General features: G+C 66.5%; 20 protein-coding genes. 13 read left to right on the top strand and 7 right to left on the bottom strand.

All coding sequences use genetic code 11. From position 1 onward, the window contains the following. Nucleotides 1-108: 108 nt before the first annotated feature. The 4 genes from RTQ83_RS19765 to RTQ83_RS19750 all read right to left on the bottom strand — a co-directional run bounded on the left by RTQ83_RS19765 (nucleotide 109) and on the right by RTQ83_RS19750 (nucleotide 6567). A complete protein-coding gene (locus RTQ83_RS19765; RefSeq protein WP_312518315.1) occupies nucleotides 109-1248 on the bottom strand; it encodes a class I SAM-dependent methyltransferase in 1140 nt (379 codons plus the stop codon). A gap of 1 nt (nucleotide 1249) precedes the next feature. Next, the gene (locus RTQ83_RS19760) at nucleotides 1250-1459 is read right to left on the bottom strand and encodes a hypothetical protein (RefSeq protein ID WP_208277906.1); all 210 of its coding nucleotides are present in this window, start codon (nucleotides 1457-1459) and stop codon (nucleotides 1250-1252) included. Between the two features lie 81 nt (nucleotides 1460-1540). After that, entirely contained in the window at nucleotides 1541-5293 is a 3753-nt protein-coding gene (locus RTQ83_RS19755) for an AAA family ATPase (protein ID WP_312518307.1), read from the bottom strand. Further along, nucleotides 5290-6567 (bottom strand): exonuclease SbcCD subunit D C-terminal domain-containing protein, encoded by a 1278-nt coding sequence (locus RTQ83_RS19750; RefSeq protein ID WP_312518303.1) that lies wholly within the window; start codon nucleotides 6565-6567, stop codon nucleotides 5290-5292. Before RTQ83_RS19750 ends, RTQ83_RS19755 begins: the two co-directional genes overlap by 4 nt. Nucleotides 6568-7051: 484 nt before the next feature. Here RTQ83_RS19750 and RTQ83_RS19745 point away from each other — a divergent pair, with 484 nt between their 5' ends. The 5 genes from RTQ83_RS19745 (at nucleotide 7052) to clpB (ending at nucleotide 14179) form a co-directional block, all read left to right on the top strand. Next, nucleotides 7052-7630 carry a hypothetical protein gene (locus tag RTQ83_RS19745; protein WP_312518301.1) on the top strand — a complete coding sequence of 193 codons (579 nt, stop codon included), beginning with the start codon at nucleotides 7052-7054 and terminating at the stop codon, nucleotides 7628-7630. 77 nt (nucleotides 7631-7707) lie between these two features. Then, the gene (locus RTQ83_RS19740) at nucleotides 7708-10380 is read left to right on the top strand and encodes a DUF349 domain-containing protein (protein ID WP_312518298.1); all 2673 of its coding nucleotides are present in this window, start codon (nucleotides 7708-7710) and stop codon (nucleotides 10378-10380) included. A 32-nt stretch (nucleotides 10381-10412) separates the two neighbouring features. Then, nucleotides 10413-10895 (top strand): molybdopterin synthase catalytic subunit MoaE, encoded by a 483-nt coding sequence (moaE, locus tag RTQ83_RS19735; protein ID WP_312518339.1) that lies wholly within the window; start codon nucleotides 10413-10415, stop codon nucleotides 10893-10895. A gap of 89 nt (nucleotides 10896-10984) precedes the next feature. Next, nucleotides 10985-11410 carry an inner membrane protein YiaA gene (gene yiaA / locus RTQ83_RS19730; protein ID WP_312518295.1) on the top strand — a complete coding sequence of 142 codons (426 nt, stop codon included), beginning with the start codon at nucleotides 10985-10987 and terminating at the stop codon, nucleotides 11408-11410. A 150-nt stretch (nucleotides 11411-11560) separates the two neighbouring features. Then, nucleotides 11561-14179 (top strand): ATP-dependent chaperone ClpB, encoded by a 2619-nt coding sequence (gene clpB / locus RTQ83_RS19725; protein WP_312518293.1) that lies wholly within the window; start codon nucleotides 11561-11563, stop codon nucleotides 14177-14179. A 107-nt stretch (nucleotides 14180-14286) separates the two neighbouring features. Here the strand turns inward: clpB and RTQ83_RS19720 are convergent, their stop codons facing one another. Then, nucleotides 14287-15303: a PEP-CTERM sorting domain-containing protein gene (locus RTQ83_RS19720; protein WP_312518291.1), complete on the bottom strand. Its 1017-nt coding sequence runs from the start codon at nucleotides 15301-15303 to the stop codon at nucleotides 14287-14289. Nucleotides 15304-15773: 470 nt separating this feature from the next. On the opposite strand from RTQ83_RS19720, the gene aceA reads away from it, so the two are divergent. The 3 genes from aceA (at nucleotide 15774) to RTQ83_RS19705 (ending at nucleotide 20103) form a co-directional block, all read left to right on the top strand. Then, nucleotides 15774-17072 (top strand): isocitrate lyase, encoded by a 1299-nt coding sequence (aceA, locus tag RTQ83_RS19715; RefSeq protein WP_312518289.1) that lies wholly within the window; start codon nucleotides 15774-15776, stop codon nucleotides 17070-17072. Between the two features lie 215 nt (nucleotides 17073-17287). After that, on the top strand, nucleotides 17288-18637 hold the full coding sequence (rlmJ, locus tag RTQ83_RS19710; RefSeq protein ID WP_312518286.1) for a 23S rRNA (adenine(2030)-N(6))-methyltransferase RlmJ: 1350 nt from the start codon (nucleotides 17288-17290) through the stop codon (nucleotides 18635-18637). Between the two features lie 197 nt (nucleotides 18638-18834). Then, nucleotides 18835-20103: an EAL domain-containing protein gene (locus RTQ83_RS19705; RefSeq protein ID WP_312518284.1), complete on the top strand. Its 1269-nt coding sequence runs from the start codon at nucleotides 18835-18837 to the stop codon at nucleotides 20101-20103. Nucleotides 20104-20132: 29 nt separating this feature from the next. Here RTQ83_RS19705 and RTQ83_RS19700 read toward each other — a convergent pair whose 3' ends face one another. Beyond that, nucleotides 20133-20882: an SAM-dependent methyltransferase gene (locus tag RTQ83_RS19700; RefSeq protein WP_312518282.1), complete on the bottom strand. Its 750-nt coding sequence runs from the start codon at nucleotides 20880-20882 to the stop codon at nucleotides 20133-20135. A 40-nt stretch (nucleotides 20883-20922) separates the two neighbouring features. Further along, a complete protein-coding gene (locus RTQ83_RS19695) occupies nucleotides 20923-21549 on the bottom strand; it encodes a Maf-like protein (RefSeq protein ID WP_312518279.1) in 627 nt (208 codons plus the stop codon). Between the two features lie 100 nt (nucleotides 21550-21649). On the opposite strand from RTQ83_RS19695, the gene RTQ83_RS19690 reads away from it, so the two are divergent. The 5 genes from RTQ83_RS19690 (at nucleotide 21650) to fabD (ending at nucleotide 25836) form a co-directional block, all read left to right on the top strand. Beyond that, a complete protein-coding gene (locus tag RTQ83_RS19690) occupies nucleotides 21650-22147 on the top strand; it encodes a DUF177 domain-containing protein (protein ID WP_312518277.1) in 498 nt (165 codons plus the stop codon). Nucleotides 22148-22400: 253 nt separating this feature from the next. Beyond that, nucleotides 22401-22583 (top strand): 50S ribosomal protein L32, encoded by a 183-nt coding sequence (gene rpmF / locus RTQ83_RS19685; RefSeq protein ID WP_005666806.1) that lies wholly within the window; start codon nucleotides 22401-22403, stop codon nucleotides 22581-22583. Between the two features lie 200 nt (nucleotides 22584-22783). Further along, on the top strand, nucleotides 22784-23845 hold the full coding sequence (gene plsX, locus RTQ83_RS19680) for a phosphate acyltransferase PlsX (RefSeq protein WP_312518274.1): 1062 nt from the start codon (nucleotides 22784-22786) through the stop codon (nucleotides 23843-23845). Between the two features lie 19 nt (nucleotides 23846-23864). Then, nucleotides 23865-24851 (top strand): beta-ketoacyl-ACP synthase III, encoded by a 987-nt coding sequence (locus tag RTQ83_RS19675; protein ID WP_312518271.1) that lies wholly within the window; start codon nucleotides 23865-23867, stop codon nucleotides 24849-24851. 46 nt (nucleotides 24852-24897) lie between these two features. Then, the gene (gene fabD / locus RTQ83_RS19670) at nucleotides 24898-25836 is read left to right on the top strand and encodes an ACP S-malonyltransferase (RefSeq protein ID WP_312518266.1); all 939 of its coding nucleotides are present in this window, start codon (nucleotides 24898-24900) and stop codon (nucleotides 25834-25836) included. Nucleotides 25837-25854 lie beyond the last annotated feature (18 nt).

The raw sequence follows: 25854 nt of genomic DNA, 5'->3' as shown, positions 1-25854 counted from the left end.
AACGTCAGTATAGCGCGGTTGACTTTATTTTGCAAATGGCCTCGGCCCCAAGCCGAGGTCATCCCCGCGGAAGCGGGGACCTCAGTTGATTTTCGTCAGATCAGCCAGTCATCCGGCGGCGCGCAGGCGCCACAGCGAGGTCACTTCCTTCGAGCGCGCCGCATGCAGCGGATCGTCCGCATCGCTGGCGCGCGGATGCACCGGCCGCGTATCGTGGCGCGCGGCCACTTCCAGCCCGGCGCCGCCGATCCAGCCCAGCAGCTGCTCGCGGCTGCGCAGGCCCAGGTGCTCGGCCAGGTCGGACATGATCAGCCAGCCTTCGCCGCCGGGTTCCAGGTGCGCGGCCAGGCCGTCGAGGAAGCCGCGCAGCATGCGGCTGTCGGGGTCGTAGATCGCGTATTCGATCGACGAGCTCGGTTTGCCCGGCAGCCAGGGCGGATTGCACACCACCAGCGGCGCGCGGCCGTCCGGGAACAGGTCGGCCTGGACGATGTCAACCTGAGTCGCCAGGCCAAGGCGGGCGATGTTCTCGCGTGCGCAGCCGAGCGCGCGCTGATCCATATCGGTGGCCACGACCTGCATCCCGCGCCGCGCCAGCACCGCCGACAGCACGCCGGTGCCGGCGCCGATATCGAAGGCCAGTTTCGCGCCCTCGGGCAGCGGCGCCTGCGCCACCAGCTCGACGTATTCGCCGCGCACCGGCGAGAACACGCCGTACCAGGGGTGGATGCGCTCGTCCAGCGCCGGGATCATGACGCCCTTGCGGCGCCATTCGTGGGCGCCGATCACGCCCAGCAGTTCGCGCAGCGATGCCACGTAAGGCTCGGGCGACAGGCCGTAGGCTTCCAGGCAGGCCAGGCGCGCGTCGGGCGCGCGCCGTAGCGGAATCGCGTGGTCGGCATCGAACGGGATCACCAGCATGGCAAGCGTACGGGCGCGCTGCAGCTGGGTCAGGCGGTGGCGGTGGAAGGCTTCCAGTGGCGTGGCCGGGGCCTTGCCGGCCTTGGCGCGGCGCCCGCGCTCGCCCTTGTGCTCGATGCGGCGCACCAGCGCCTGCAGCAGCTGGCGCGCGTTCTGGAAGTCGCCGCGCCAGAGCAGGGCGGTGCCGTCCAGCGCCAGGCGGTAGGCGGCGTCGGCGCTCATGGTGTCGTCGGCCAGCACGACTTTTTTCGGCGCCGGCCAGCCGCTCTCGGAGCGCCAGACTGCCGAGCGCGCTTCGCCGTTCTCAACCCATTCGATGCGCGTCATATCAGTGGTGGTGGTGCCAGTTACCGTCGGTGGATTCGATGTAGGACTTCACTGCGTCCGGGCTGCCGGTTGCGTGGCGCTTGACTTCGCCGCAATCGCAGATGCCCTGGTAGGGCTGGATGTGCGAGCAGGCGGAAACTTTCTGCAGGAAGACTTTGACCGGCTTGGTGCACTTGGCGCACTTGAAGGTCAGGATGCGGGCTGGCTTCATGATGTGGGTGTGTTGGATGGAAAAGAGCGGCATTCTACACCGGGCGCCGTTTGGATATTCGGCGGCCCGGCGCCGGTTGGATCATTCCACCACCACCGCGCTGCTGCCGCCGCCGGACGGCCGCACCAGCACCTTGGTCGCGATGCGCTCGGTCATTTCCTGCACGTGTGAGATCACGCCCACCTTGCGGCCCATCGACTGCAGCGCGTCGAGCGCATCCATCGCCACGCCCAGCGTTTCGCTGTCCAGGCTGCCGAAACCCTCGTCGATGAACAGCGACTCGACCCGCACCCGGTTCGACGACAGCGAGGCCAGGCCCAGCGCCAGCGCGAGCGATACCAGGAACGATTCGCCGCCCGACAGCGAGTTCACCGAGCGCACTTCGCCGCCCATGTCCTGGTCGCGCACCATCAATGCCAGCGACGGCATGCCCTGGTAGCTGACCCGCTCCAGGCGGTAGCGCTTGGCCAGCTGCGCCAGGTGGGCGTTGGCGTAGCCGAGCAGGACGTCGAGCGTGAACTGCTGGGCGTAGTTGCGGAACTTCTTGCCGTCGCTGGAACCGATCAGTTCCGACAGCTTGCCCCAGCGCGCCTCGACTTCCTGCTGGCGCTCGATCTCGGCCAGGCTCGATGCGGCCTGCTTGCGCCGCTCGTCGTCCTGCAGCGCGCGCAGGCGCAGGGCGGCGGCCTGGTCGTGCGCCGACTGGCGTTCGGTGTGCACGGCATCGAACAAGGCCTGCAGCGCATCCAGCGGCTGGATGCCTTCCGGCTGCGACGCCATGTGGGCGGCGCGCTGGGCGCGGCGTTCGTTCAGCACCGCCGTGGCGCTGCCGACGTCGGCGTCGAGCGTGGCCAGCGCGGCGCGTTCCTGCGCCAGCCAGGCCGTGCCCACCTGCAGCAGGCGCGCCAGCTCGGTACTGTCCTCGACCGGGTCGAGCCCGTCGGACTGGCGCCGGTAATCGTCCAGCCAGTCGGCCAGGGCGGTGGCGGCGGCCGCGCCGGCATTGTCCAGCTCGGCGATCCGTTCGGACAGCTGGGCCAGCGCGGCGCGCGCGGCGCTTTCGCGCTGTGCGGCGTCGTTGGCGGTGCTCTGGCGTGCGGCCAGGGCTTCGCGTGCGGAGGCCACGGAGGCGTTCAGCTCCTGTTCGACCTCGCGCGCCGGACGGCCTTGCCAGAGCGCGCTGCGTTCGCTGCGCATGCGCGCCAGCTCGGCGTCGATGCGTTCGAACTCGGCCTTCGATGCGGCGCCGCTGCGGTCGATGTCCGCAATGCGGGCCTCGGCGGCGGAGGTTTCTGCCTCGAGCGTGGTGGCGGAGGCGAGCGCGCGTGCCTGCAGCGCGGTCTGCTCCTGCCATTCGGTGGCTTCGACTGCGCGGGCCTGGCGCCAGTCGGCAGGATCGCGGCGCCATGCAATTTGCCAGCCGTCGCCGTGGGCCGCGGCCAATACCGGATCGAGTTCACCCAGCAGTGCGGCCAGCTGCGCTTCAAGCGCTTCCAGGCGCACGGTTTGCGCCCGCAGCTCGTCGCGCAGGTGCGCGGCAGCCTCGCGTTCGCCGTCGGCCGCCTGGCGCAGGCGCGCCAGCACCGATTGCGCGGCGTCGACGTCGCGCTGGGCCGCGTCGCGCGCGGACGCTGCCGTGCGCCAGGCCTGTTCACGCTGCGCCAGTACGTCGAAGGCATCGCGCAGCAAGCCACGCTGGGTGCCGAACCAGTCGCCGCGCGCTTCCTCGGCCGGTGCTTCGGATGCCAATGGATCGGCATCCCAGCTTTGTGCGAGGGCGGCGATGCGCGTCTCGAGCGTGGCGCGTTCGTTCGCCAGCAACGCCAGGCGTTCGAGTGCCGCGTTCAGCGCCGCCGTCGCGTTGGCTTGCTGGGCGCCGTTGTCGCGCACGCGCATGCGGCATTCGTCGACCTGGCCGCGCAGGCCCGTCAGCATGGCGTGCAATTGCGCGTCCTGGTGCGCATACGGATGCTCATGCGCGCCGCAGACCGGGCACGGCGCGTCGTCGTTCAGGTTGGCGCGCAGCTGCTCGACGCTGGCGGCGCAGGCCAGTTCGGCCGCCGCCAGCGAGCGCTCGGCTTGCTGCATACTTGATTCCAGCAGCGGTGCCGCCGCACGCGCACTGTCGAGCTGACCTTGCGCGCCGACGCGGGCGGTGTCAAAACGGTCGTGCTCGCGCGCCAGCGCGGTCAGCGATGCGCGCGCGCCCGACAGGTCGAGCCAGGTGCGCTCGGCGGCCGTCAAGCGTTCGCGCCGTGTTTCCAGCGCCTGGCGCTCGGCGCCGATCGCCTCGGTGTCGAACGCGTCCAGCGCCGCCATCGCGCTGCGCCGCGCCATTTCCAGCGTTTCCTGGTGTTCGATGGCCTGGGCCAGGGCGGCCGCGGCCTGGGCTTCGCGGCCGGATGCCTGTTCGGCCCCGGCGCGGGTCGCGTCCAGCGCACCGCTGCCGGCGGCCAGGGTATCCGACGCTTGCCCGGCTTGCGTCAACAAGCGGTCCCAGCGCTGCCACTGGGTGGCCAGCGGCTCGAGGCGTGCGTTGGATGCCAGCCAGGCGCCGGCGGCATCGCGGGTCTGGCGTGCCCGTTCCAGTTCGGCCAACTTGGCGGCGTGCACGGTGCGGGCTTCGCGCGCGGCATTGCGCGTCGCTTCCAATGCACTGGCGGCCTGGGCGTGGGCCGGGGCCAGCGTGGCAAGGCCGGCGTCGAGCGCCTTGGCGCCGTCCAGTTGCGGTGCGGCCTGGCGCAACGCTTCTTCGGCCGAGTCCAGGCGCGCCATGGCGGCGTCCAGTTCCTGGCCGGCCTGGCGCCGGGTTTCCAGCGCCGCGGCCAGCTCGGTTTCGTTCTTGACGCTGGCGGCGGTGGCCTGGCGCCGTTCGCTTTCCAGGCGCGCCACATCCGCCACCAGCGGACGCGCCGGCTGCACCGCATCGAGCGTGGCCAGGCGCTGGCGCCGTTCGCCGGCTTCGTCGCGCGCGGCGGTGGCGGCGGCCAGCGCGGTTTGCGCCTGGGCTTCGCCGGCAGTCAGTTTGTCGAGGTCGCGGTGCCAGCGCAACTGCAGGTCGAGCGCGGCGTGGCGGGTGTCGAGCGCGGCCTGCGCGGCTTCGGCGGCCTCGCGTTCGCTGTCGAGCTGGGCGCGTTCCTCGGGACTGAGCGGCGCCTGGTTGGCCAGTTTCGCCTGCAGCAGGCTGGTCTTGTCGCGCTCGACCTTGTAGCGCTCGAAGGCGCGGCGCGAGATCTCGGTGTAGATGGTGGTGCCGGTCAGCGTTTCCAGCAGCTCGCCGCGCTCGTTCTCGTCGGTTTTGAGGAAGGCCGAGAACTCGTTCTGCGCCAGCAGCACGGCGCGCGTGAACTGCTCGAACGACAGGCCGATGCGCGCCACGATTTCCTGCGCCGATTCGGTATTGGTGCCGCCCAGCGGCGCCAGCTCGGGCAGGCGGTGCAGGGTAATTTTGACCGGCTGCAGCGCGCCGCTGGGGCGGTTGTAGGCGCGCCGCACGCTCCAGCGTGCGCGGTAGCGGCCGTCGTCGCTGCCGACGAAGTCGACTTCGGACCAGCCCTCGGAGGCGCCGCGGCGCAGCAAGGTGCGCGGGTCCTGCGCGGTGACCGTTTCCGAACCGACGTCCGGCAGTTGCGAGCCGCCGATGCGTTTTTGCAGGCGCGGGGTGGCGCCATACAGCGCCAGGCACAGGGCGTCGAGCAGGGTGCTTTTGCCGGCGCCGGTCGGGCCGCTGATCGCGAACAGGCCGCTCGAGGCCAATGGTTCGGCCTCGAAGTCGACCGTGAATTCGCCGGCCAGCGAGGCCAGGTTCTTGCCCCTGATGCGCAGGATCCTCATTTGACGTCTCCCACCGCATGGAACAGTTCGGCAAAGGCGTCGATCTGGTCGGGTGGGGCTTCATCGCCGAAGCGTTGCTGCCACAGGCGGCGGAAGATGTCGTCCGGCTGCAGCCGCGCCAGCTGCTCCAGGCTCAGTGCGTCGGAGGCTTCCGAGACGGCGACCAGCTTGCGCGTCGGTTCGATCTTGGCCAGGCGTATTGGTTTACCGGCCAGGGCCGCCTCGATGCGGCCGCGCAGGCCCGGCTCGGGGCCGTCCAGCAGCACCCGCACTTCGAGGTAGGGCCAGGCTTGCGGTGGCAGGTCGGGATCCAGCGCCAAGGTCTCCAGTGCTTCCAGCACCTGTTCCAGCGGGGCCGGGGTGGCGGGAACGCGCAGCAGTTCGACCGCGCGCGGCACGAACACCGGCGTGACCGTTGGGACACGGTCGCCATCGAGATCGATGCGCAGCACCTGGTGCTGGTAGCCGACTTCGGAAAACGACAGCGGCAGCGGACTGCCGCAGTAGCGCACATGCTCGCGTCCGCCGACGCGCTGGGCCAGGTGCAGGTGCCCCAGGGCAGCGTAAGCAATGTCGCTGCCGAACATGCTGGTCGGCAGCGCCTCGCTGCCGCCGATCACGATGCGGCGTTCCGAGTCGAGCGAGGACTGGCCATCGACCATGTGGCAATGGCCCATGGCGACGATCGCCTGGCCGGGCGCCGCGCGTTCGCGCGCCAGCGCATGCGCCTGCTGATACAGCAGGGTAGTGCCTTGCAGGTAGGGATCGTGCGGCGCGGCAGGCTCATCGGGCTGGCCTTCCTGCTTCGCTTCGCGCGCGATGCGCGGCACGTCGCCCGGACGCAGGAAGGGCACTGCCAGGCACCAGGCCTTGATCTCGCCGTCACGGCCCTTGAGCGGCACCAGCAGGCGCTCCAGGTCGACTTCGCCATCCGAGCGGCGCAGCACGTTGCCGACCACGGTCGTACCATACGCTTCCAGCAGCGGCGTCGGTGCCTCCAGCCGGCCCGGCGAATCGTGGTTGCCGGCGATCACCACTACCTGCAGATGCGGCACCCGGCTGCGCGCGCGCTGCAGGAAGCGGTACAGCTGGCGGTGCGCGTGCGATGACGGGTTGGCGTTGTCGAAGATGTCGCCGGCGATCAAGAGGACGTCGATCGCTTCATCCGCCAGTGTATCGACCAGCCAGTCGAGGAAGCACTGGTGTTCGTAGGTCCGGTCGTAATTGTGCAGGGTCTGGCCGAGGTGCCAGTCGGAGGTGTGCAGCAGCCGCATGGAGGAGTCGGGATTCCGGTAGAGAGGAAGCAGATTCGAAGATAAATCGGCGCTTACTATAGCGCAGCCGGGCGCCACCCTGCAGAGAAACCGGCGAGGAGGCGCTCAACGTAGGGTCGGCAGATCCTGCCGACGCATTGATTGCTGGCGTGTGCGTTGACGAGCCCGGCTGGCGGACGGGATTCGAATGCGTCGGCGGCGAAGCGCGGGGCGCCGAGGCCAACCCTGTACGCATTCGCTAGCATGTTGAGAGACCAGTTCGCAGAGGAAATTCACTCGGCCTGACTTCGCTCTCACGGCCTGTGCGGATTTGAGCCACCTCAAACCCGCACAGTTTCTTGTCTCTACACTACGAAGTCTCTGTCGGCCGGCGACAACACCAATCCAAGAACCGGCCACCCATACAAAGCATCCCCAGCTATCCAGGCGCGGCCCCATCGTATGCGTCGTGTGCGCTGGCGGAGCCATATCGAGAGGAGACAAGATGTTGACGTCAACCTATACGCTGGTCGCTCTATCGGTTGAGCAAGCGCGGGCGCGGGTGGAGGTGCAGGGGCTGCTTGAACGCTGGCGTCCCGGCGCCTGGTGGGGCGAGCCGCCGGCCATGCGCCAATACGAGCAGGCCTGCGCATCGCTGCGCCGGGTGCTCGAGGCCTGCCACTGGCGCAAGCTCGACAAGTTCGTGCTGCCGGCGCTGCGCCGCGACGGCGCGGTGGCCGAGTCGCTGCTGTCCGAACTCGATGGCCTGAGCCGGCGCGCCGCCGAAGCGCGCAGCGCTGCCGAGGCGGCCGCGATGGAGGGCGATCCGGGCTGCCTGGCCGCGATCGAGCGCTGCTGCCACCTGCTGCTCGAGCGCCTCGAGCGCGAAGAGCGTGAATTGCTGCCGCTGGCGCGCAGCAGGATCTCGGGCGAGGCCTGGTTCGCGATCGCCAACCAGATGCTGGCGCACGACGCCCACCAGAACGAGCAGCGCGGCGGGGCCGCCGGTCCGCCGCGCCAGCCGGTGCTGGCGCAGCGCGCCTTTGCCCCAAGGAAAGAACATTCCTTGCCGCTTGTAAACTGAAGGAAGAAAGGACGGCTTGCGCCGGTAGAGCCGGGGGTAATTTGCTATGATGGGAGTTTTGGAAGTGCGATTTCATCATGTTCGAATTCCTATTCAAGCGGCAGGGCGGCGCGAAACCGGCCGCTTCCGGCGAGCAGGCCGGCGGCGGCAAGAACGCGCCGGGCGTAGCGAAGTCGAGCCCGGCACCGGGCGCAGCGGCGCCTGCGGACGGGGTGGCCTCGTCCTCGGCGGCCGCCACTGCCGGCGCCCGCGCGCGCCAGGCCGACGAGCTCAAGGCGCTCGGTACTGACGAAGCCGCAGCCGTCGCCTTCATCCTGCGTTCCGAATTTTCCGAACTGCGTCTCGCCGCCGCCGAGCTGGTGCATGGCAAGGAAGCGCTCGAGCGCGTCCACGGCGCGATGCGCAACCTCGACCGCCGCGTCGCCAAGCTGGTCCACGGCCGGCTGGAAGCGATCCGCCATCACGAATCCGAACTGCGCCGCGGCGAAGAAGCGCTGGCGCAGGCGCGCGCGCTGTTGAGCGACACGCTGCTGACCCCGAACCACGTCGCCGAGCTGGACCGTAAATGGTCGGTCATCCGCGCGCCCGAGCTGGCCGCCGACTTCGACATCGTGCGCGCCGAACTTGGGCGCCGCCTGGAATCGCAGGTGCAATTGCAGCGCGCCATGATCGACCGCCTGGCCGCGCTGCGCCAGCTGGGTTCGGCCGGCCTCGACGCCGCAGGTCTGGCTGCGCGCCTGTCCGCACTGCAGACCGAGCAGGAAGCGGCGCTGGTCGACCCCGGTCACGCCTCGCTGCCGCGCACCCTGGTCGCAGAGTTCGCCACCGAGCACGCGCGCCTGACCGCGAGCCTGGCCACCGTCGAGCAGGACCAGGCCGCGCTGGCCGCGCGCGAAGCCGCGCTGGCCGAATGGCAAGCCCGTCCGGCCGCCGAACTCAACGGCGATACGCTGCGCAAGGAGTGGCAACGCCTGCCCGCCGCGCCAGCCAACGATGCCGCCACGGCATTGCAGACACGCTTCGACGCGCTGCTGGCCACGCTGCCGCAGGAAATCCGCAAACCGAAGCCGGCCGCCGGCGTCGGGGCGCCCGGCGCCGACAGCGCCAAGGACGTTGCCCGCACCGCCGCCAAGGCGGGAGGTCAGGGCGCCGACAAGACCAAAGGCGCCGACCAGCAATTCCTCGACAATATGGACGCGCTCGAAGCCGCCCTGCAGCAGGGTTCGCTCGGCAGCGCTGCCGAGCTCGACAAGTCGCTGAAGGAAAGCAAGGACCGCGGCATGCGCCTGACCAACCAGCAGGCCGACCGCCTGGCCCACCTGCGGGCCGAGCTCAAGCGCTTGTCGGACTGGGCGCGCTGGGGCGGCAATGTCTCGCGCGAAGAACTGATCAAGACCGTCGAAGGCCTGCCGACCCAGAACCTGGCGATGGGCGAGCTGGCCAAGAAGGTGGGCAGCATGCGCGACCGCTGGAAGGCGCTCGACAGCCTGTCGGGCCCGGCGCCGCGCAGCCTGTGGGAGCGTTTCGATGCCGCCTGCACCCAGGCCTACGCCCCGGCCGCGGCCCACTTCCGCCAGTTGGCCGACGACCGCCACACGAATGCAGCGCGCGGCCAGGCGCTGGTCGACGAGGCCAATGCCGAGATCGCCCGCCTGGAATCGGGCGCGGCCGACTGGAAGCACGTGTCCGGCACCGTGCAGCGCCTGCGCACTGCCTGGAGTCACCTGGGCGCGGTCGACCGCAAGGAAAAGAAGCGTCTCGACACCTTGTTCTCGGAAGCGCTCACCACGCTGCAGCGTCCGCTCGAAAACCAGCGCCGGGTCGAAGTCGCCGTGCGCGAGCAATTGATCGAAGAAGTGCGCAAGCTCGACCCGCACGAACGCCACGCGGTCGACCTGCTGCGCGAGCTGCAGCACCGCTGGCAGGAACATGCGCGCGCCTTGCCGCTCGAGCGCAAGGCCGAGCAGGCCCTGTGGCAGCGTTTCCGCGCCGCCTGCGACGACCTGTTCGCCGCGCGCAAGGAGCATGCCCACGCCGCCGACAGCGAGCGGCGTGCCCACGAAGCGGCCAAGGAAGCGCTGTGCGAACGTCTGGAAGCGGCGGCAGCGGACGCGACCCCGGCCACTGCCGGCAAGCTGCTGCGCGAAGCAGCCGCCGAATGGCAATCGATCGGCCCGGTGCCGCGCGCCCATGAAGCGCGCATCGAGAAGCGCTACCACGCCGCCATCGCGCAGGTGGAGCAGCATGCCGACGCCGTGCGCCGCGCGGCCGGGGTGGCGCTGGCCGGCGCCGTGCGCGACAAGCTGCGCCTGGTGCAGTCGCTGGAAACGGCGATCGCCAATCCGGCCCTCGACACCAGCGCCGCCGACTGGCGCGCGCGCTGGGAGGCGCTGCTGCCACTGGATGGCGGCTACGAGGCGGTGCTGCGCGGGCGTTTCGACGCCGGCCTGGCCGCGCTGGAGGGCGAGCGCAACGGCTACGTCGGCCAACTGGAAGCCAACCGCGAGCGCCTGCTGCAGGATCTGCTGCGCCTGGAGATCGCGGCCGGCGTCGACAGCGGCGCCGAGTTCGCGCGCGAGCGCCTGCGGCTGCAGGTCGAAGTGCTGCAAAGTTCGCTCAAGTCGGGCCAGAAGCGCGGCGCCCAGACCGACGAACTGCGCGCGCTGCTGGCGCTGCCGGCGCTGCTGGACGCGCGTACCGAGTCGCGCATCGAGCACCTGCTGCTGCGCCAGGCGAAGGATGGCAAATGAGCGCGCCGTCGGACGATCGAGTAGAACAGCAGATGAGCGAAGCAGCGGACAAATTTTTCAGCGACATCCGGGTACAGACCGAAGACTTCGACCTGAGCCGGGAAGTGGCGCGCCTGCGCGCGGGCGACGCCCGCATCGGCGCCGTGGTCACCTTCATCGGCACGGTGCGCGACCTGAACGACGGCGCCCGGGTCGCCGAGCTGGAGTTGGAACACTATCCGGGCATGACCGAGAAGTCGCTACAGGACATCGTCGATCAGGCCCGCGCCCGCTGGCCGCTGTACGGCGCGCTGGTGATCCACCGCGTCGGCCCGCTGGCGCCGCTCGACCAGATCGTGCTGGTGGCCTGCAGTTCGGCCCACCGCGGCGAAGCGTTCGCGGCCTGCGAGTTCATCATGGACTATCTGAAGACCGACGCCCCGTTCTGGAAGAAGGAGCAGACGCCGGACGGCGCGCGCTGGGTCGATGCCCGCGTTACCGACGACAAGGCCAAGGCGCGCTGGGAAGGGCGTTGATCGAACTCAACTATTGAGTGATCAAGCGTGATTTTTCGCACGCGTAAACATGGTAGAGTTCCCCGTCACCAACTTCGGGGAACCCTGACATGCAATCCACTTATCGTCCAACCGGCGCCTTCGTCGGCGCGTCCTGGGGCGCGCTGCTGATCGGCATGGCCGCTTATTTGATCGGCCTGTGGAATGCGCAGATGCAGCTCAACGAAAAAGGGTATTACCTGACCCTGCTGCTGTACGGCCTGTTTGCGGCGATCTCGCTGCAAAAGACCGTGCGCGACCGTGCCGAGGGCGTGCCGGTGACCGGGCTGTACTCCGGCCTGTGCTGGTTCTCGCTATTCACCGCCATCCTGCTGCTGTCGGTCGGACTGTGGAATGCGACCCTGGAACTGAGCGAAAAGGGCTTTTATGCGATCTCCTTCGCGCTGGCGCTGTTTGCCGTGATCGCGGTGCAGAAGAACGTGCGCGACCTGCAGGCGGCCGGCCCGGCGCCGGATGCCAAGCTGTCCGATTCCTGATTTCTCCGATCGCCCCGGGCCGCCGCCGGCCCGGGGCCGCATCTATCCCTGCAGCATCATCCGCCGCCCGGCGCGCGTTGCACATCTTGAAAAGCCGACACGCATCCCTATCTTGCTCTCCAGTCAAAGATAACTCTAGGGAGCAACAACATGCGGCAAGATAAATTGACGACCAAGCTCCAGGAAGCCCTGGCGGATGCCCAGAGCCTGGCGGTCGGCAACGATAACCAGTACATCGAAACGGTTCACCTCCTGGCAGCCCTGCTGAACCAGGACGACGGCAGCGCGCGCTCGCTGCTGCAGCGCGCCGGCGTCAACGTCGGCGGCCTGTCGAACGCCCTGAAAACCGCGTTCGAGCGCCTGCCCCAGGTCTCGGGCGCCGGCGGCAATGTCCAGGTCGGCCGTGACCTGATGGCGCTGCTCAACCTGTCCGACCGCGAAGCGCAGAAGCGCGGCGACCGGTTCCTGTCCTCGGAGATGGTGCTGCTGGCGCTGACGGAAGATAAATCCGACGCCGGCCGCCTGGCGCGCGAACATGGCCTGACGCGCAAGGCGCTCGAGTCGGCCATCTCTGCCGTACGCGGCGGCGAATCGGTGAATTCGCCCGAGGCCGAAGGCCAGCGCGAAGCCCTGAAAAAATACACGCTCGACCTGACCGAACGTGCGCGCATGGGCAAACTCGACCCGGTGATCGGCCGCGACGACGAGATCCGCCGTGCGATCCAGGTGCTGCAGCGCCGCAGCAAGAACAATCCGGTCTTGATCGGCGAACCGGGCGTGGGCAAGACCGCGATTGTCGAAGGCCTGGCGCAGCGCATCGTCAACGGCGAAGTGCCCGATTCGCTCAAGGGCAAGCGCGTGTTGTCGCTCGACATGGCGGCGCTGCTGGCCGGCGCCAAGTTCCGCGGCGAATTCGAAGAACGCCTGAAGGCCGTGCTCAAGGAACTGGCCCAGGACGAAGGCCAGACCATCGTCTTCATCGACGAGATCCACACCATGGTCGGCGCCGGCAAGGCCGAAGGCGCGATGGATGCCGGCAATATGCTCAAACCCGCGCTGGCGCGCGGCGAGCTGCACTGCGTCGGCGCGACCACTCTCGATGAGTACCGCAAGTACGTCGAGAAGGACGCCGCGCTCGAGCGCCGCTTCCAGAAGATCATCGTCGACGAGCCGAGCGTGGAGGCGACCATCGCCATCCTGCGCGGCCTGCAGGAAAAGTACGAGCTGCACCACCAGGTCGACATCACCGACCCGGCCATCATCGCCGCGGCCGAACTGTCGCACCGCTACATCACCGACCGCTTCCTGCCGGATAAAGCGATCGACCTGATCGACGAGGCGGCGGCCAAGATCAAGATCGAGATCGATTCCAAGCCGGAAGTCATGGACCGCCTCGAACGGCGCATGATCCAGCTGAAGATCGAGCGCGAAGCGGTGCGTCGCGAAACCGACGAAGCCTCGCAGCGCCGCCTGGAACTGCTGGGCGAGGAAATCGCGCGCCTGGAACGCGAATACAACGATTTCGAAGAAATCCTGAAGGCCGAGAAGGCGGCAGTGCAGGGCAGCACCCACATCAAGGAAGAGATCGAACGCATCCGCCTGCAGATGGAAGAAGCCAAGCGCCAGAGCAACTGGCAGCGCGTCTCCGAACTGCAATACGGTCGCCTGCCGGAACTGGAAGCGCAACTGAAGCAGGCCGAGGCGGCGGGCGAGCGTCCGGAAGCGAGCGACAAGCCGAAGCTGCTGCGTACCCAGGTCGGCGCCGAAGAGATCGCCGAAGTGGTGGCACGCGCAACCGGCATTCCGGTGTCGCGCATGATGCAGGGCGAGCGCGACAAGCTGCTGCACATCGAGGACGAGCTGCACAAGCGCGTGGTCGGCCAGGACGAGGCGATCGAAGCCGTGTCCGACGCCATCCGCCGTTCGCGCGCCGGCCTGTCGGACCCGAACCGGCCATATGGCTCGTTCATGTTCCTGGGCCCGACCGGCGTCGGCAAGACCGAGCTGTGCAAGGCGTTGGCGAGCTTCCTGTTCGATACCGAAGAAGCCCTGATCCGCATCGACATGAGCGAATTCATGGAGAAGCATTCGGTCGCCCGCCTGATCGGCGCGCCGCCGGGCTACGTCGGCTATGAAGAGGGCGGCTACCTGACCGAAGCGGTGCGGCGCAAGCCCTACAGCGTGATCCTGCTCGACGAGATCGAGAAGGCGCACCCGGACGTGTTCAACGTGCTGCTGCAGGCGCTGGACGACGGCCGCATGACCGACGGCCAGGGCCGCACCGTGGACTTCAAGAACACCGTGATCGTGATGACCTCGAACCTGGGCTCGAACCGCATCCAGTCGATGGATACCGACGAGCCGGCGGTGGTCAAGCTGGCGGTGATGGCCGAGGTGCGCGGACACTTCCGTCCGGAATTCATCAACCGTATCGACGAGATCGTGGTGTTCCACGGCCTGGACGAGAAGAACATCGGCGCGATCGCCCGCATCCAGCTGCACAACCTGGAAGCGCGCCTGGCGAAGATGGAGATGACGCTGGATATCGACGAAGAGGCGCTGCAGAAGATCGCGGAAGCCGGCTACGATCCGGTGTATGGCGCACGACCGCTCAAGCGCGCGATCCAGCAGCAGATCGAGAATCCGCTGTCGAAGGCGATCCTGTCGGGCCGCTTCGGGCCGAAGGATGTCATTCCGGTGCGGGTGCGCGGGGGCGAGCTGGCGTTCGGCGAGTCGGAGTCGGCCGACAAGGTCGAGCTGGCGAAGTAAGGGAAAGAGCGGCGCCGTGTCCGGTGCCGTCAATGCAAAGGGCCGCAATCGCGGCCCTTTTTTTATGCGCGGCGCGCTTGGCGCCGCCTGCTTGTTTGCGCGACGTATTACTTGCGCGACTTGCGGCGGCGCAGCAGCGCCACCAGACCCAGGCCGGCGGCCATCAGGGCCAGCGATTCAGGTTCCGGCACTTCCGATGGATCGTCCGTACCCGTACCCGGACCCGATACCGGCAGCGTCTCGGTTGGGTCGACCGGGGTAATGACCGGCGGCGGGATCAGGACCGGGTCAGGTGCGGTGACCGGTGGGGTGACTGGCGTCGGATCCGGGGTGACGACCGGCGGCTCAGGAGTCGGCTCAGGCGTCGGCACAGGAGTCGGCACAGGAGTCGGCACAGGAGTCGGTTCAGGGGTCGGCACTGGCGTTGGCGTCGGCTCAGGAGTCGGCTCAGGCGTCGGTTCAGGAGTAGGGACCGGGGTCGGCGTCGGTTGCGACGTCGTCGGGGTAGTTGGCGTGGTCGGGGTGGTTGGCGTGGTCGAACCGCCGCCGCCGTTTTGCGAGCCGCCGCCATTTTGCGAACCGCCACCGGTCTGAGAACCGTTACCGCTCGGGAACACCGTACCCAGCAGGCTGTATGGGTGATTGACCAGGGTCAGTTTGAAGTCCGGTGCGCTCAGATTGACCTTCTTGCCGTCGATCTGCAGCGTGAAAGTCTGGGTGCTGCCCAGCGAAAAGTTTCCGAAACCATCCAGGCATAGCTGGGAACCAGCTGTTCCCTTGGCGCCGGCATTGCAGCCGCCAGCAGCGATCGTCGACGTGTTCAGAAACGCCGAGTTGCCCCACGGCGAGGCGAGCGTCTGGGCGCTGCTGACCGTGCCGATGTTCCCGATCGAGATCGCATTGATGTACTTGTCCTTTGAAGTCGACTTGCTGCCGTCGACCTTGACGGTCATCGTATTGCCGCTGATCGACGTCGTGAACTTGATGCCATCGACGGTATACGAATTAATGACCGGAGCCGGAGTCGGCGTGCTTGGCTTTGGTTTGCCGTAGGTAGCCAGGGCCGGGGTGGCGCTGACGGCCAGGAACAGGGGCAGGGCGACCTGGAGCAGAGTGCGTTGCATTATTTTGTTTTCCTCTTGTTAAGCAATTTTCGGCAATGTGTTGTCTGGACTTCAAGGCTCAATGCTGAGGGTTTTGATTCATCAGGTCAATATTGAATGCAATAAAACAACACTAGTTTATTTTAATGAATCTAATAAGCGCTGCCGTTTGTCGATTGCGATTTCCTCAATGCAATGAATTCGCATTCTTATATATTTCTGCATGGAAATAAAATGAGATATTTCCATCATGTGAAATGCCGCTGCCGCCATACGGTATGCGCAGCATCATGGTCATCTCGCAAATTATCGCCGTAAGAAATCTCTTTCCGTATCGCGAAATGCCAAGCGTAAGGGACTGAAATTAAACGAGAAAATTTAGCTGTTATGTCTTATAGAAGACTGATGGTGCTGCGCACAATCCGGCTTATGATTTCCCTGACCACGCGATGTATGCAAATGCAGTTTTTTTAAACCCGAGGAGAATCGACATGGCAAACCGTGAACAGCAAGTGACACAGCTGCAAGAGGAATGGAATAGCGATCCACGTTGGAAAGACGTGACCCGTAATTACAGCGCGGCCGATGTGGTGCGCCTGCGCGGTTCGGTCCAGATCGAACACACGCTGGCCCGGCGCGGCGCGGAAAAACTGTGGGACCTGATCCATGACGAGCCGTACGTGAATGCGCTCGGCGCCCTGACCGGCAACCAGGCCATGCAGCAGGTCAAGGCCGGCCTGAAGGCGATCTACCTGTCCGGCTGGCAAGTGGCGGGTGACGCCAATGTGGCCGGTGAGATGTATCCCGATCAGTCGCTGTACCCGGCCAATTCGGTGCCGCTGGTGGTGCGCCGCATTAACAACACATTCCAGCGTGCCGACCAGATCCAATGGTCCGAAGGCAAGGGCGACATCGATTATTTCGCCCCGATCGTGGCCGATGCTGAAGCCGGTTTCGGCGGCGTGCTCAACGCCTACGAACTGATGAAGTCGATGATCGACGCGGGCGCCGCCGGCGTGCACTTCGAAGACCAGCTGGCGTCGGTCAAGAAATGCGGTCACATGGGCGGCAAGGTGCTGGTGCCGACCCGCGAAGCAGTCGAAAAACTCAACGCGGCGCGCCTGGCCGCCGACGTGATGGGCACCCCGACCCTGGTGATCGCCCGCACCGACGCCGAAGCGGCCGACCTCCTGACCTCGGACGTGGACGACAATGACCGCCCGTTCTGCACCGGCGAGCGCACCGTCGAAGGCTTCTTCCGCGTGCGGCCCGGTATCGAACAGGCGATCTCGCGCGGCCTGGCCTATTCGCCGTATGCCGACCTGGTGTGGTGCGAAACCGGCAAGCCCGACCTCGACTTCGCACGCCGCTTCGCCGAGGCGATCCACGCCAAATTCCCCGGCAAGATGCTGGCCTATAACTGCTCGCCTTCGTTTAACTGGAAGAAGAACCTGGACGACGCCACCATCGCCAAATTCCAGAGGGAACTCGGCGCCATGGGCTACAAGTTCCAGTTCATCACGCTGGCCGGCTTCCATGCGCTCAACTACGGCATGTTCAACCTGGCGCACGGCTATGCCCGCAGCGGCATGTCGGCCTTCGTCGAGCTGCAGGAAGCCGAGTTTGCCGCCGCCGAGCAGGGCTTTACCGCGGTCAAGCACCAGCGCGAAGTTGGCACCGGTTACTTCGACGCGGTGACCCAGGCCATCCAGCAGGGCCAGAGCTCGACCACCGCGCTACACGGCTCGACCGAGGACGAGCAATTCTTCGACGCCAAGAAAGTCGCCTGAGTCCGATCCGTCCCGCATAAGCCGCAGTCCCGCAAGGGCTGCGGCTTTTTCGTATGGTCGGCCTGGGCTGCCCCGCGGTTCGCCGCCAACCATACGCATTCGTCCCGCCACGATCTTCTCAGCTTATTCCCAGCCACGCCCGCTTGTAGTGGATAATGACGCCAATTGCGCCGCCAGTTTCGTGCGGCAATGCCATCTTTTAGGAATTCCAGCTTATGTTGAGCTACCGCCACGCCTTCCACGCGGGTAACCACGCCGATGTCCTCAAACACTTTGTGCAAGTGCAGCTGCACCTGTATATGAACCAGAAGGACGCCGCCTACACCTATATCGACACCCACTCGGGCGCCGGCGTGTATGCGCTCGACAGTTTTCAGGCAACCAAAACCGCCGAATTCGACACCGGCATCGGCCCGCTGTGGAACGCCACCGACGTGCCGGCCCCGCTGCAGGAATACCTCGACCTGGTCAAGGCAATGAACCCGAGCGGCAAGATGCGCTACTACCCCGGTTCGCCCTATGTGGCCGAGGAAGTGTCGCGCGAACAGGACCGCCTGCGCCTGTTCGAAATGCACCCGTCCGAGTACAAGATCCTGAGCGAAAACTTCCGCAAGCTGGCGGCGCACAAGGCCGAGCAGGGCGAGCGCTCGCGTGGCCGCCGCGTGATCATCGAGCACGGCGACGGCTTCAACAGCCTGAAGGCGCTGCTGCCGCCGCCGTCGCGCCGCGCGCTGGTGCTGATCGATCCGCCGTACGAGCTCAAGGACGACTACAAGCGCGTGCGCGACGCCCTCGACGAGGCGCTGGGCCGCTTCCCGGCCGGCGTGTTCGCGGTCTGGTATCCGGTGCTGCAGCGCATGGAGTCGCGCCAGTTCGCCGACCGCCTGAAACGCCTGCCGGCCAAGGAGTGGCTGAACGTCACGCTCACCACCCGCACTCCGACCCCGGACGGCACCGGCCTGCACAGCAGCGGCATGTTCATCCTGAATCCGCCGTACACGCTCGAGCCGATGCTGCGCGAAGTGATGCCCTACCTGGTGCGGGTGCTGGGCGCGGACGCCGGCGCGCGCTTTACGATCGAGAAGGGCACGCAGGTGACCGGCGCCGCCGCCGGCCGCCTGGTGGCCGACACCCCGCGCGCGCCGGTCGGCAACGCGCGCCGCGCCAGCCCGCTGTCGGGTAAGGGCAGCCTGCGCCTGCCGGGCCAGAGCATGCCGCGCGACGAGGAAGATCCGCGCGGCCTGGCGCCGGCGCCGGCACGTAGCGGCGGCCGCGACGGCGAACGCAATGAAGGCCGTCCCGCACGTGGCGACGCGCCAGGCCGCAGCGGCCAGGACCGTCCGGCACGCGCCGGCACGCCCGGCCGCGCCAGCCCGCGTCCTGCCGGCGAAGAGCGCGCCCGTGGCGGCGGCCCGGGCCCACGCGGCCGTTCGGACGGCAGCGCACCACGCGACGCCGCAGCCGGCGACAAGTTCCGCAGCGGTCCGCGCACGGGCTCCGCGCGACCGGCCAGCCCCGGCGCGCCGCGCGGTCCGCGCACCCGCCAGGGCGGCGGGCGCGGCTGACAATTTCCCCGGCGCGTCGGGCGCCACATGATGCGCCACGCGGCCCGCATGCGGGCCGTCTCGTGGCTGCAACATGCCGCCCGATTCGATGTCTAAATGCTAAGATTAGCATTTATGTAGTATAGTCCTCACCGTCGGCGGCGCGTGTGCTGCCGAGGTGGCACGGCGTGTGCTGCAATCGTTTTCAGGAGTTTTCGATGCATGCCGATGCAACGGCAGCGGTACCCGTGCCGTCCAATGATTTCTTTCTCGCGCGCCAGCCGATCCTGGGGCGCGACCAGCATCTCGTCGCGTTCGAACTGTTGTTCCGCGCCGCCGGCGAAGACGACGATGCCAAGCTGACCGATGGCGCCGCGGCCACCGCCGCCGTCATCTCGCACGCTTCCCAGCTCGGCATGGAGCAGGTGGTCGGCGAGCAGCTCGCGTTCGTCAATGTGGACGAGGTCGTCCTGATGAGCGACTTCGTACGTTTCCTGCCGGCCCACAAGGTGATCCTGGAAATCCTCGAGACCGTGAAGCCGACCCCGCCGCTGCTGGCGCGCGTGGCCGAGCTCAAGGAACTGGGTTTCAAGTTCGCGCTCGACGATGTGGTCGAGCATTCCGCCGAACTCGATCAACTGATCGGCTTGGTGGACGTGATCAAGGTCGACGTCAAGGGCGTGCAGCCGAACGACCTGGCGCAGCTGGTCGATTCATTGAAGGGCACCGGCAAGCGCCTGCTGGCGGAAAAGGTCGAGACCATCGACGAATTCAAGCTGTGCATGGAACTCGGCTTCGAATATTTCCAAGGCTATTATTTTGCGCGTCCGGTGATCCTCAGCGGGCGCAAGATCACGCCGTCCGAGCTGGGCATCCTGCGCCTGCTGGAGCTGGTCAATTCGAACGCCGACAGCCAGGCGATCGAAACCGCGGTCAAGCGCGACGCCCTGATCAGCCTGAATCTGCTGCGCCTGGTGAACAGCCGCGCGGTGCCGGGGCCGCGCATCGAATCGCTGTCGCAGGCACTGGCCCAGCTCGGACGGCGCCAGCTGGCGCGCTGGTTGCAGATTCTGCTGTACACGGCGGCCGGGGCGCGGGTCCAGCTCGACTCGCCGCTGCTGCAGCTGGCCACCACGCGCGGCAAGATGCTCGAACTCATGACGCTGCGCGTGCGCCCGGGCGACACCGCCAGCGCCGATCGCGCGTTCACGGTGGGCATCATGTCGCTGGCCGAGGCGCTGTTCTCGGTGCCGATGGCCGACATTCTCGACCACGTCGAGATCGCGGCCGATGTGCGCGAAGCCTTGCTCGAGCGGGAAGGGGATTACGGCGTGATGCTGAAGATCACCGAATTGCTGGAAGCCGCCGAGGGTGGGCGCAAGCTGACCGCGGCGCTGAAGAAAATCGGGCTGACGGTGCCCGAGGTGCGCGAGATCGAGCTGGCGGCGTTCGACTGGGTGCGCGAGTTGACGCACGACGTGCATTGACGGCAGCCGGTTTTTCCGGCGCCTTCAGATTACTGCCCCAGGAACAAGAACACCGTCGGCTTCTTGTGAAAATCCGGCCCCTTGCCCGCCGCCAGTGCCGCCTTCCACTTGGCGGCCGTCATGGTCCGCACCGATTCGCTCGCCAGCGACAGATCGGTCGCCACGCACACCAGCGTCCCCGGCTGGCAGCTCGCCACCAGCGCTTCCAGCATCTGCCCGTTGCGATACGGCGTTTCGATCAGCAACTGCGTCTGCTTCTCGGCACGCGAACGCTTCTCCAGCTCCTGGATGCGCTTGGTACGCGCCGCCGCGTCGGTCGGCAGGTAGCCGTTGAACGCGAAACTCTGCCCGTTCAAACCGCTCGCCATCACCGCCAGTAGCAGCGACGACGGCCCCACCAGCGGCCGCACCGCAATGCCGTGCTGATGCGCCAGGCGCACCAGGTCGGCGCCCGGATCGGCCACCGCCGGTACGCCGGCCTCCGACACCAGCCCGGCGTCGCGCCCGGCCAGCAGCGGCGCCAGCAGTTGCGCCAGCGCCTGCGCCGGCGTGTTCACGTTCAGCTCGGCGATCTCGATTTCCTGCAGCGGCTTGGCCAGCGGATGGTCGAGCGCGATCAGCTTCAGGAAGGCGCGCGCGGTCTTGGCGTTCTCGGCCACGAAATAGTCGAGCCGCGCGGTGAGTGCCTGCACTTGCGTAGGTAGCAGGTTGGACAGGGCGCCGGAAGCGGCGTCGGTCGGGCCAAGGGTATTCGGAATCAGGTACAGGGTGCCGGGCATTGGTGCGAGAAAAATAAAAGGTGAAAATCAGGTGCCGAACTCAGTTGCGAAAAAACTGCACGCCGGCCTTGCGCAACATGCCGGTCAGGGCGATCAGCGGCAGGCCGGTGAGGGCGGTAGGGTCGGTCGAGGCGATGCGTTCGAGCAGGGCGATGCCCAGGCCTTCGTTCTTGGCGCTGCCGGCGCAGTCGTAGGGCTGCTCGATGCGCAGGTAGGCGTCGAGTTCGGCGTCCGGGAGGTCGCGAAAACGTACGAAGACTTCGACGTCCTCCAGCTGGGCCGCCAGCGCCGGTTCGCCGACCCGTCCGTCCCACAGGCACAGGGCGGTGTGGAACACCACTTCGCGCCCGCGCATCAGGCGCAGCTGGGCCAGCGCGCGCTCGTGGTCGCCCGGTTTGCCGATCTGCAGTTCGTCCAGTGTGGCGACCTGGTCCGAACCGATCACCAGCGCGCCCGGATGCAGGCGCGCCACAGCCTCGGCCTTGGCGCGTGCCAGGCGCAGCGCGGTGGCTTGCGGCGCTTCGCCGGACAGTGGGGTCTCGTCGATATCGGGCGCGATCGCTTCGAAGGGCAGGCCGAGGCGGCCTAACAGTTCGCGCCGGTAGGCGGAGCTCGAGGCCAGGATCAGGCGCGGATTTGGACTTGCAGGGGCGGTTGTTGTTATCATGGCGGCGTTCGTCCAAGTAGCTGCAGCGAAAACCACAGTTTTTTGACGCTGCGGCGGAAAGCCTGTTATTATCGCAGGTTTTCCGGGGTTACTTTTCCAAATGAGCGCTTTTGTCATCGACGCCTTTGAGTTTCACAAGCAGGATGGGCATCGTGAAGGTGTAACCCCCGTGGCCGAAATGCGCCGCCTGGCAGCCGATTGCGCCAACGATAGTGGTGAGCTGAGCTGGTCGGTGGTAGGCGGGCAGACCCGTCAGGGCTATCCGTCGCTGACCTTGTCGGTGGCCGGTCCCGTGCAGCTGGTGTGCCAGCGTTGCCTGCAGCCGTTCACTTACGACATCGACTCGTCCACCATGCTGGTGTTGGGCAAGGACGATGCCGAAGCCGACGAGATCGAGGAAATCCTCGACGACGAAAGCATCGACGTGATCGTCGGCAGCCGCACCTGCGACATCCGCGACCTGCTCGAGGATGAAGCGCTGCTGGCGCTGCCGCAGTCGCCGAAGCACGACGTCTGCCCGGATACGAAATTGCTGGACAGCGTCAAGAGCGAGAAAGTTTCGCCATTCGCCGCCCTCAAGAATCTCAAGGCGGAATAAAGAGTAGTTTAAAACAGCAGTACAGGATTCGCAGTACGGTGGCGGCAGCGTAGAGATAGTGCCGCCCTCAGTAAGGCAAACAAACGTGTCAAGCGCGTGCAATACCCGGATATGACATCGGAACAGTAGAAGCAGCAGCGTACAGCATGTCGGCAGTCTTCAATTCAATAGAGATTGCCGCTGGGAACCTCGATAAGCATGGTATTGCATGTCGATTGTGTTAGAATTTTAGAACTTTGTATTAGGAGTCATCATGGCAGTTCAACAGAATAAGAAGTCCCCATCGAAGCGCGGTATGCACCGCTCGCACGATTTCCTGACCGCCCCTAACCTGGCAGTCGAGCCGACCACCGGTGAAACCCACCTGCGTCACCACATCTCGCCAAACGGTTTCTACCGTGGTCGTAAAGTCCTGAAGACCAAGAACGACGAGTAATCGACGTCTTGTCTTTCAGTGACATGAAAGCGGTGCAACGTATGTTATCTGCGTGGCACCGCTTTTTCTTTTGCGTGTATTCGGTAATCGGCTGCAACCAAAGCACCGTCATTGTGAATTGCGCGGATCCCCTCTGGCCCCGTGCCAAGTTCCGGTCCCCTCTTGCCCGTCTCGCATGAGCCGCGGCATCTCTCCGACAAATGACAATTAAAATTTCCATTGACTGCATGGGCGGCGATCACGGCCCCTCAGTTACCATTCCGGCAGCCATCTCCTTCCTGAAAAGCCACGCCGACGCCGAGCTCGTGCTCGTCGGCGCCGAAGATGTGCTGCGCGCAGAACTCAAGAAACACCACGCCGACAAGCTGCCGCGCCTGTCCGTCAAGAATGCGACCGAGGTCGTCACGATGGACGATCCGGTCGAAGTCGCCCTGCGCCGCAAGAAGGATTCGTCGATGCGCGTGGCGATCGAACTGGTCAAGGACGGCAGCGCCAATGCCTGCGTCTCGGCCGGCAATACCGGCGCCCTGATGGCCGTCTCGCGCTACGTGCTCAAGACCATGGCCGGCGTCGACCGCCCGGCGATCTGCTCGATCTTCCCGAACCAGAAGAACGGCCCGACCTATATCCTCGACCTCGGCGCCAACGTCGACTGCACCCCGGACCACCTGCACCAGTTCGCCATTATGGGCTCGGTGCTGTGCTCGGCGATCGAAGGCAATCCGCGGCCGACCGTGGGTCTGCTGAACGTCGGCACCGAAGACATCAAGGGCAACGAAGCGGTCAAGGCCACCGGCGTGCTGCTGCGCGCCGACCATGAGCGCGGCAAGCTGAACTTCTTCGGCAACGTCGAAGGCAACGACATCTTCAAGGGCACGGTCGACGTCGTCGTGTGCGACGGTTTCGTCGGCAACGTCATGCTCAAAGCCATCGAAGGCCTGTCGCGCTTCATGAAGACCACCTTCAAGGAAAGCGTGATGTCGATGCTGGGCGCGGTGCTGGCGCGCAAGGCGCTGAAGAAACTCAATCCCGAGCGCTACAATGGCGCGGCACTGCTGGGCCTGAAGGGCCTGGTGTTCAAGAGCCATGGCGGCGCGAATGCCTATGCCTTCGAGTGGGCGCTCAAGCGCGCCTACGACGCGGCGCACAACAATGTGCAGGAACAGTTGTCGGCGCTGATCGCCGAACTGATGCCGAGCGCACCGGCTGCAGCCCCGGCTGCGGCAGTGCCGGTTTCCGATACTCTGCGCCAGGCGCAATAAACTGCAGGATGGTGAAGCAATGACCTTGTATAGCAAAATCACCGGCACCGGCAGCTACCTGCCCGCCAACCGCGTCACCAACGAGCAGCTCGCCGCCCAGCTGGCCGAGAACGGCATCGAAACCTCGCACGAGTGGATCGTCACCCGCAGCGGCATCGAGGCGCGCCACTATGCCGCCGCCGACGAGTTGTCGTCCGACCTGGCGGTGAAGGCGGCGCAGCGCGCGCTCGAGATGGCCGGCAAGACGCCGCGCGATGTGGACCTGGTGATCGTCGCCAGCTCGACCCCCGACTTCCACGGCAGCTTCCCCAGCACTGCCTGCATCGTGCAGCAAAAGCTGGGCATGGGCCCGGGCAGCGCGGCGTTCGACGTGCAGGCCGTGTGCAGCGGCTTCGTCTACGCGGTCTCGACCGCCGACGCCTTCATCCGCGCCGGCAACCATAAAACCGTGCTGGTGATCGGTTCCGAAGTATTCTCGCGCATCGTCGATTTCACCGACCGCACCACCTGCGTGCTGTTCGGCGACGGCGCCGGCGCGGTGCTGCTGGAAGCCTCGAGCGAGCCGGGCATCCTGAGTGCCAAGCTGCATGCCGACGGCAGCCAGGCCGGCATCCTGACCGGTCCCGGCAGTGTCGACAATGGCGCCATCGCCGGCAGCGGCTACCTGTACATGGACGGCCCGGCGGTGTTCAAGCTGGCCGTCACGGTGCTGGAAGAAGTGGCCAACGAGGTGCTCGATCACGCCGGCGTCAAGGCGGCCGAGATCGACTGGCTGGTGCCGCACCAGGCCAACCTGCGCATCATGAAGGGCACGGCCAAGAAGCTGAGCCTGCCGCTGGACAAAATGGTCGTCACCGTCAACGAACACGGCAACACCTCGGCCGCCTCGATTCCGCTGGCGCTGGACCAGGCGGTGCGCGATGGCCGCATCCAGAAGGGCCACAACGTGCTGATGGAAGGCGTCGGCGGCGGATTTACCTGGGGCGCCGTGCTGGCGCGCATGTAAGCGCGCCGGTTCGCCCACAAGAACAACAAATTTACGGAAAAATACGATGAGCAAATTCGCATTCCTGTTCACCGGACAAGGCGCCCAGGCAGTGGGCATGCTGAACGGTTTCGCTGGCAACCCTGTGGTTGACCAGACCGTGCAAGAAGCGTCCGACGCGCTCGGCATCGATCTCAAGAAGATGATCGCCGAAGGCCCGAAGGAAGACCTGGACCTGACCACCAACACCCAGCCGGTGATGCTGACCGCCGCGGTCGCCGTGTACCGCGCCTGGATCGCGGCCGGCGGCCCGGTGCCATCGGTCGTGGCCGGTCACAGCCTGGGCGAATACTCGGCGCTGGTGGCCGCGGGCGTGATCCCGTTCGCCGACGCCGTACCGCTGGTGCGTTTCCGTGCCCAGTCGATGCAGGACGCGGTGCCGGTCGGGCAGGGCGGCATGGCCGTCATCCTCGGCCTGCAGGCCGACGACGTGCGCGCCGTCTGTGTCGAAGCGGCACAAGGCGAAGTCATCGAAGCGGTGAATTTCAACGAGCCGACCCAGATCGTGATCGCCGGCCATACCGCCGCCGTCGAGCGCGCCTGCGAGATCGCCAAGGCCAAGGGCGCCAAGCGCGCCATGAAGCTGGCGGTGTCGGCGCCGTTCCACTCGTCGCTGCTGAAACCAGCGTCGGACCGCCTGCGCGAATACATGGGCAAGCTCACCTTCGCCGCCCCGCAGATCGACGTCATCAACAACGTCGACGTCGCCGTGCTGAACGACCCGGAGCAGATCAAGGACGCGCTGGTGCGCCAGGCCGCCGGTCCGGTGCGCTGGGTCGAGACGATGCAGAAGATGGCGCTTGATGGTGTGACCCAGGTCATCGAATGCGCGCCGAGCAAGACGCTGATCGGCATGGCCAAGCGCATCGATCCGGCGCTGGTCGGCGAAGCGCTGGTCGACCAGGCCGCGCTCGAGCGCGTGCTGGCATCGATCAAGGCCGCCTGAGCATCCAGAACATCCAAG

It is taken from the genome of Massilia sp. (assembly GCF_031995545.1).
Taxonomy (GTDB): Bacteria; Pseudomonadota; Gammaproteobacteria; order Burkholderiales; family Burkholderiaceae_D; genus Telluria.
This window is presented reverse-complemented; position numbering and strand designations above follow the sequence as displayed.

Excerpts from the sequence above, each read along its gene's own strand:
- RTQ83_RS19695 (WP_312518279.1), bottom strand. The coding sequence starts at position 21,549 with ATGATAACAACAACCGCCCCTGCAAGTCCAAATCCGCGCCTGATCCTG.
- RTQ83_RS19765 (WP_312518315.1), bottom strand. The coding sequence starts at position 1,248 with ATGACGCGCATCGAATGGGTTGAGAACGGCGAAGCGCGCTCGGCAGTC.
- RTQ83_RS19750 (WP_312518303.1), bottom strand. The coding sequence starts at position 6,567 with ATGCGGCTGCTGCACACCTCCGACTGGCACCTCGGCCAGACCCTGCAC.
- clpB (WP_312518293.1), top strand. The coding sequence starts at position 11,561 with ATGCGGCAAGATAAATTGACGACCAAGCTCCAGGAAGCCCTGGCGGAT.
- RTQ83_RS19690 (WP_312518277.1), top strand. The coding sequence starts at position 21,650 with ATGAGCGCTTTTGTCATCGACGCCTTTGAGTTTCACAAGCAGGATGGG.
- RTQ83_RS19705 (WP_312518284.1), top strand. The coding sequence starts at position 18,835 with ATGCATGCCGATGCAACGGCAGCGGTACCCGTGCCGTCCAATGATTTC.
- RTQ83_RS19755 (WP_312518307.1), bottom strand. The coding sequence starts at position 5,293 with ATGAGGATCCTGCGCATCAGGGGCAAGAACCTGGCCTCGCTGGCCGGC.
- rpmF (WP_005666806.1), top strand. The coding sequence starts at position 22,401 with ATGGCAGTTCAACAGAATAAGAAGTCCCCATCGAAGCGCGGTATGCAC.
- RTQ83_RS19700 (WP_312518282.1), bottom strand. The coding sequence starts at position 20,882 with ATGCCCGGCACCCTGTACCTGATTCCGAATACCCTTGGCCCGACCGAC.
- RTQ83_RS19745 (WP_312518301.1), top strand. The coding sequence starts at position 7,052 with ATGTTGACGTCAACCTATACGCTGGTCGCTCTATCGGTTGAGCAAGCG.
- rlmJ (WP_312518286.1), top strand. The coding sequence starts at position 17,288 with ATGTTGAGCTACCGCCACGCCTTCCACGCGGGTAACCACGCCGATGTC.
- yiaA (WP_312518295.1), top strand. The coding sequence starts at position 10,985 with ATGCAATCCACTTATCGTCCAACCGGCGCCTTCGTCGGCGCGTCCTGG.
- fabD (WP_312518266.1), top strand. The coding sequence starts at position 24,898 with ATGAGCAAATTCGCATTCCTGTTCACCGGACAAGGCGCCCAGGCAGTG.
- moaE (WP_312518339.1), top strand. The coding sequence starts at position 10,413 with ATGAGCGAAGCAGCGGACAAATTTTTCAGCGACATCCGGGTACAGACC.
- plsX (WP_312518274.1), top strand. The coding sequence starts at position 22,784 with ATGACAATTAAAATTTCCATTGACTGCATGGGCGGCGATCACGGCCCC.
- RTQ83_RS19760 (WP_208277906.1), bottom strand. The coding sequence starts at position 1,459 with ATGAAGCCAGCCCGCATCCTGACCTTCAAGTGCGCCAAGTGCACCAAG.
- RTQ83_RS19740 (WP_312518298.1), top strand. The coding sequence starts at position 7,708 with ATGTTCGAATTCCTATTCAAGCGGCAGGGCGGCGCGAAACCGGCCGCT.
- RTQ83_RS19720 (WP_312518291.1), bottom strand. The coding sequence starts at position 15,303 with ATGCAACGCACTCTGCTCCAGGTCGCCCTGCCCCTGTTCCTGGCCGTC.
- RTQ83_RS19675 (WP_312518271.1), top strand. The coding sequence starts at position 23,865 with ATGACCTTGTATAGCAAAATCACCGGCACCGGCAGCTACCTGCCCGCC.
- aceA (WP_312518289.1), top strand. The coding sequence starts at position 15,774 with ATGGCAAACCGTGAACAGCAAGTGACACAGCTGCAAGAGGAATGGAAT.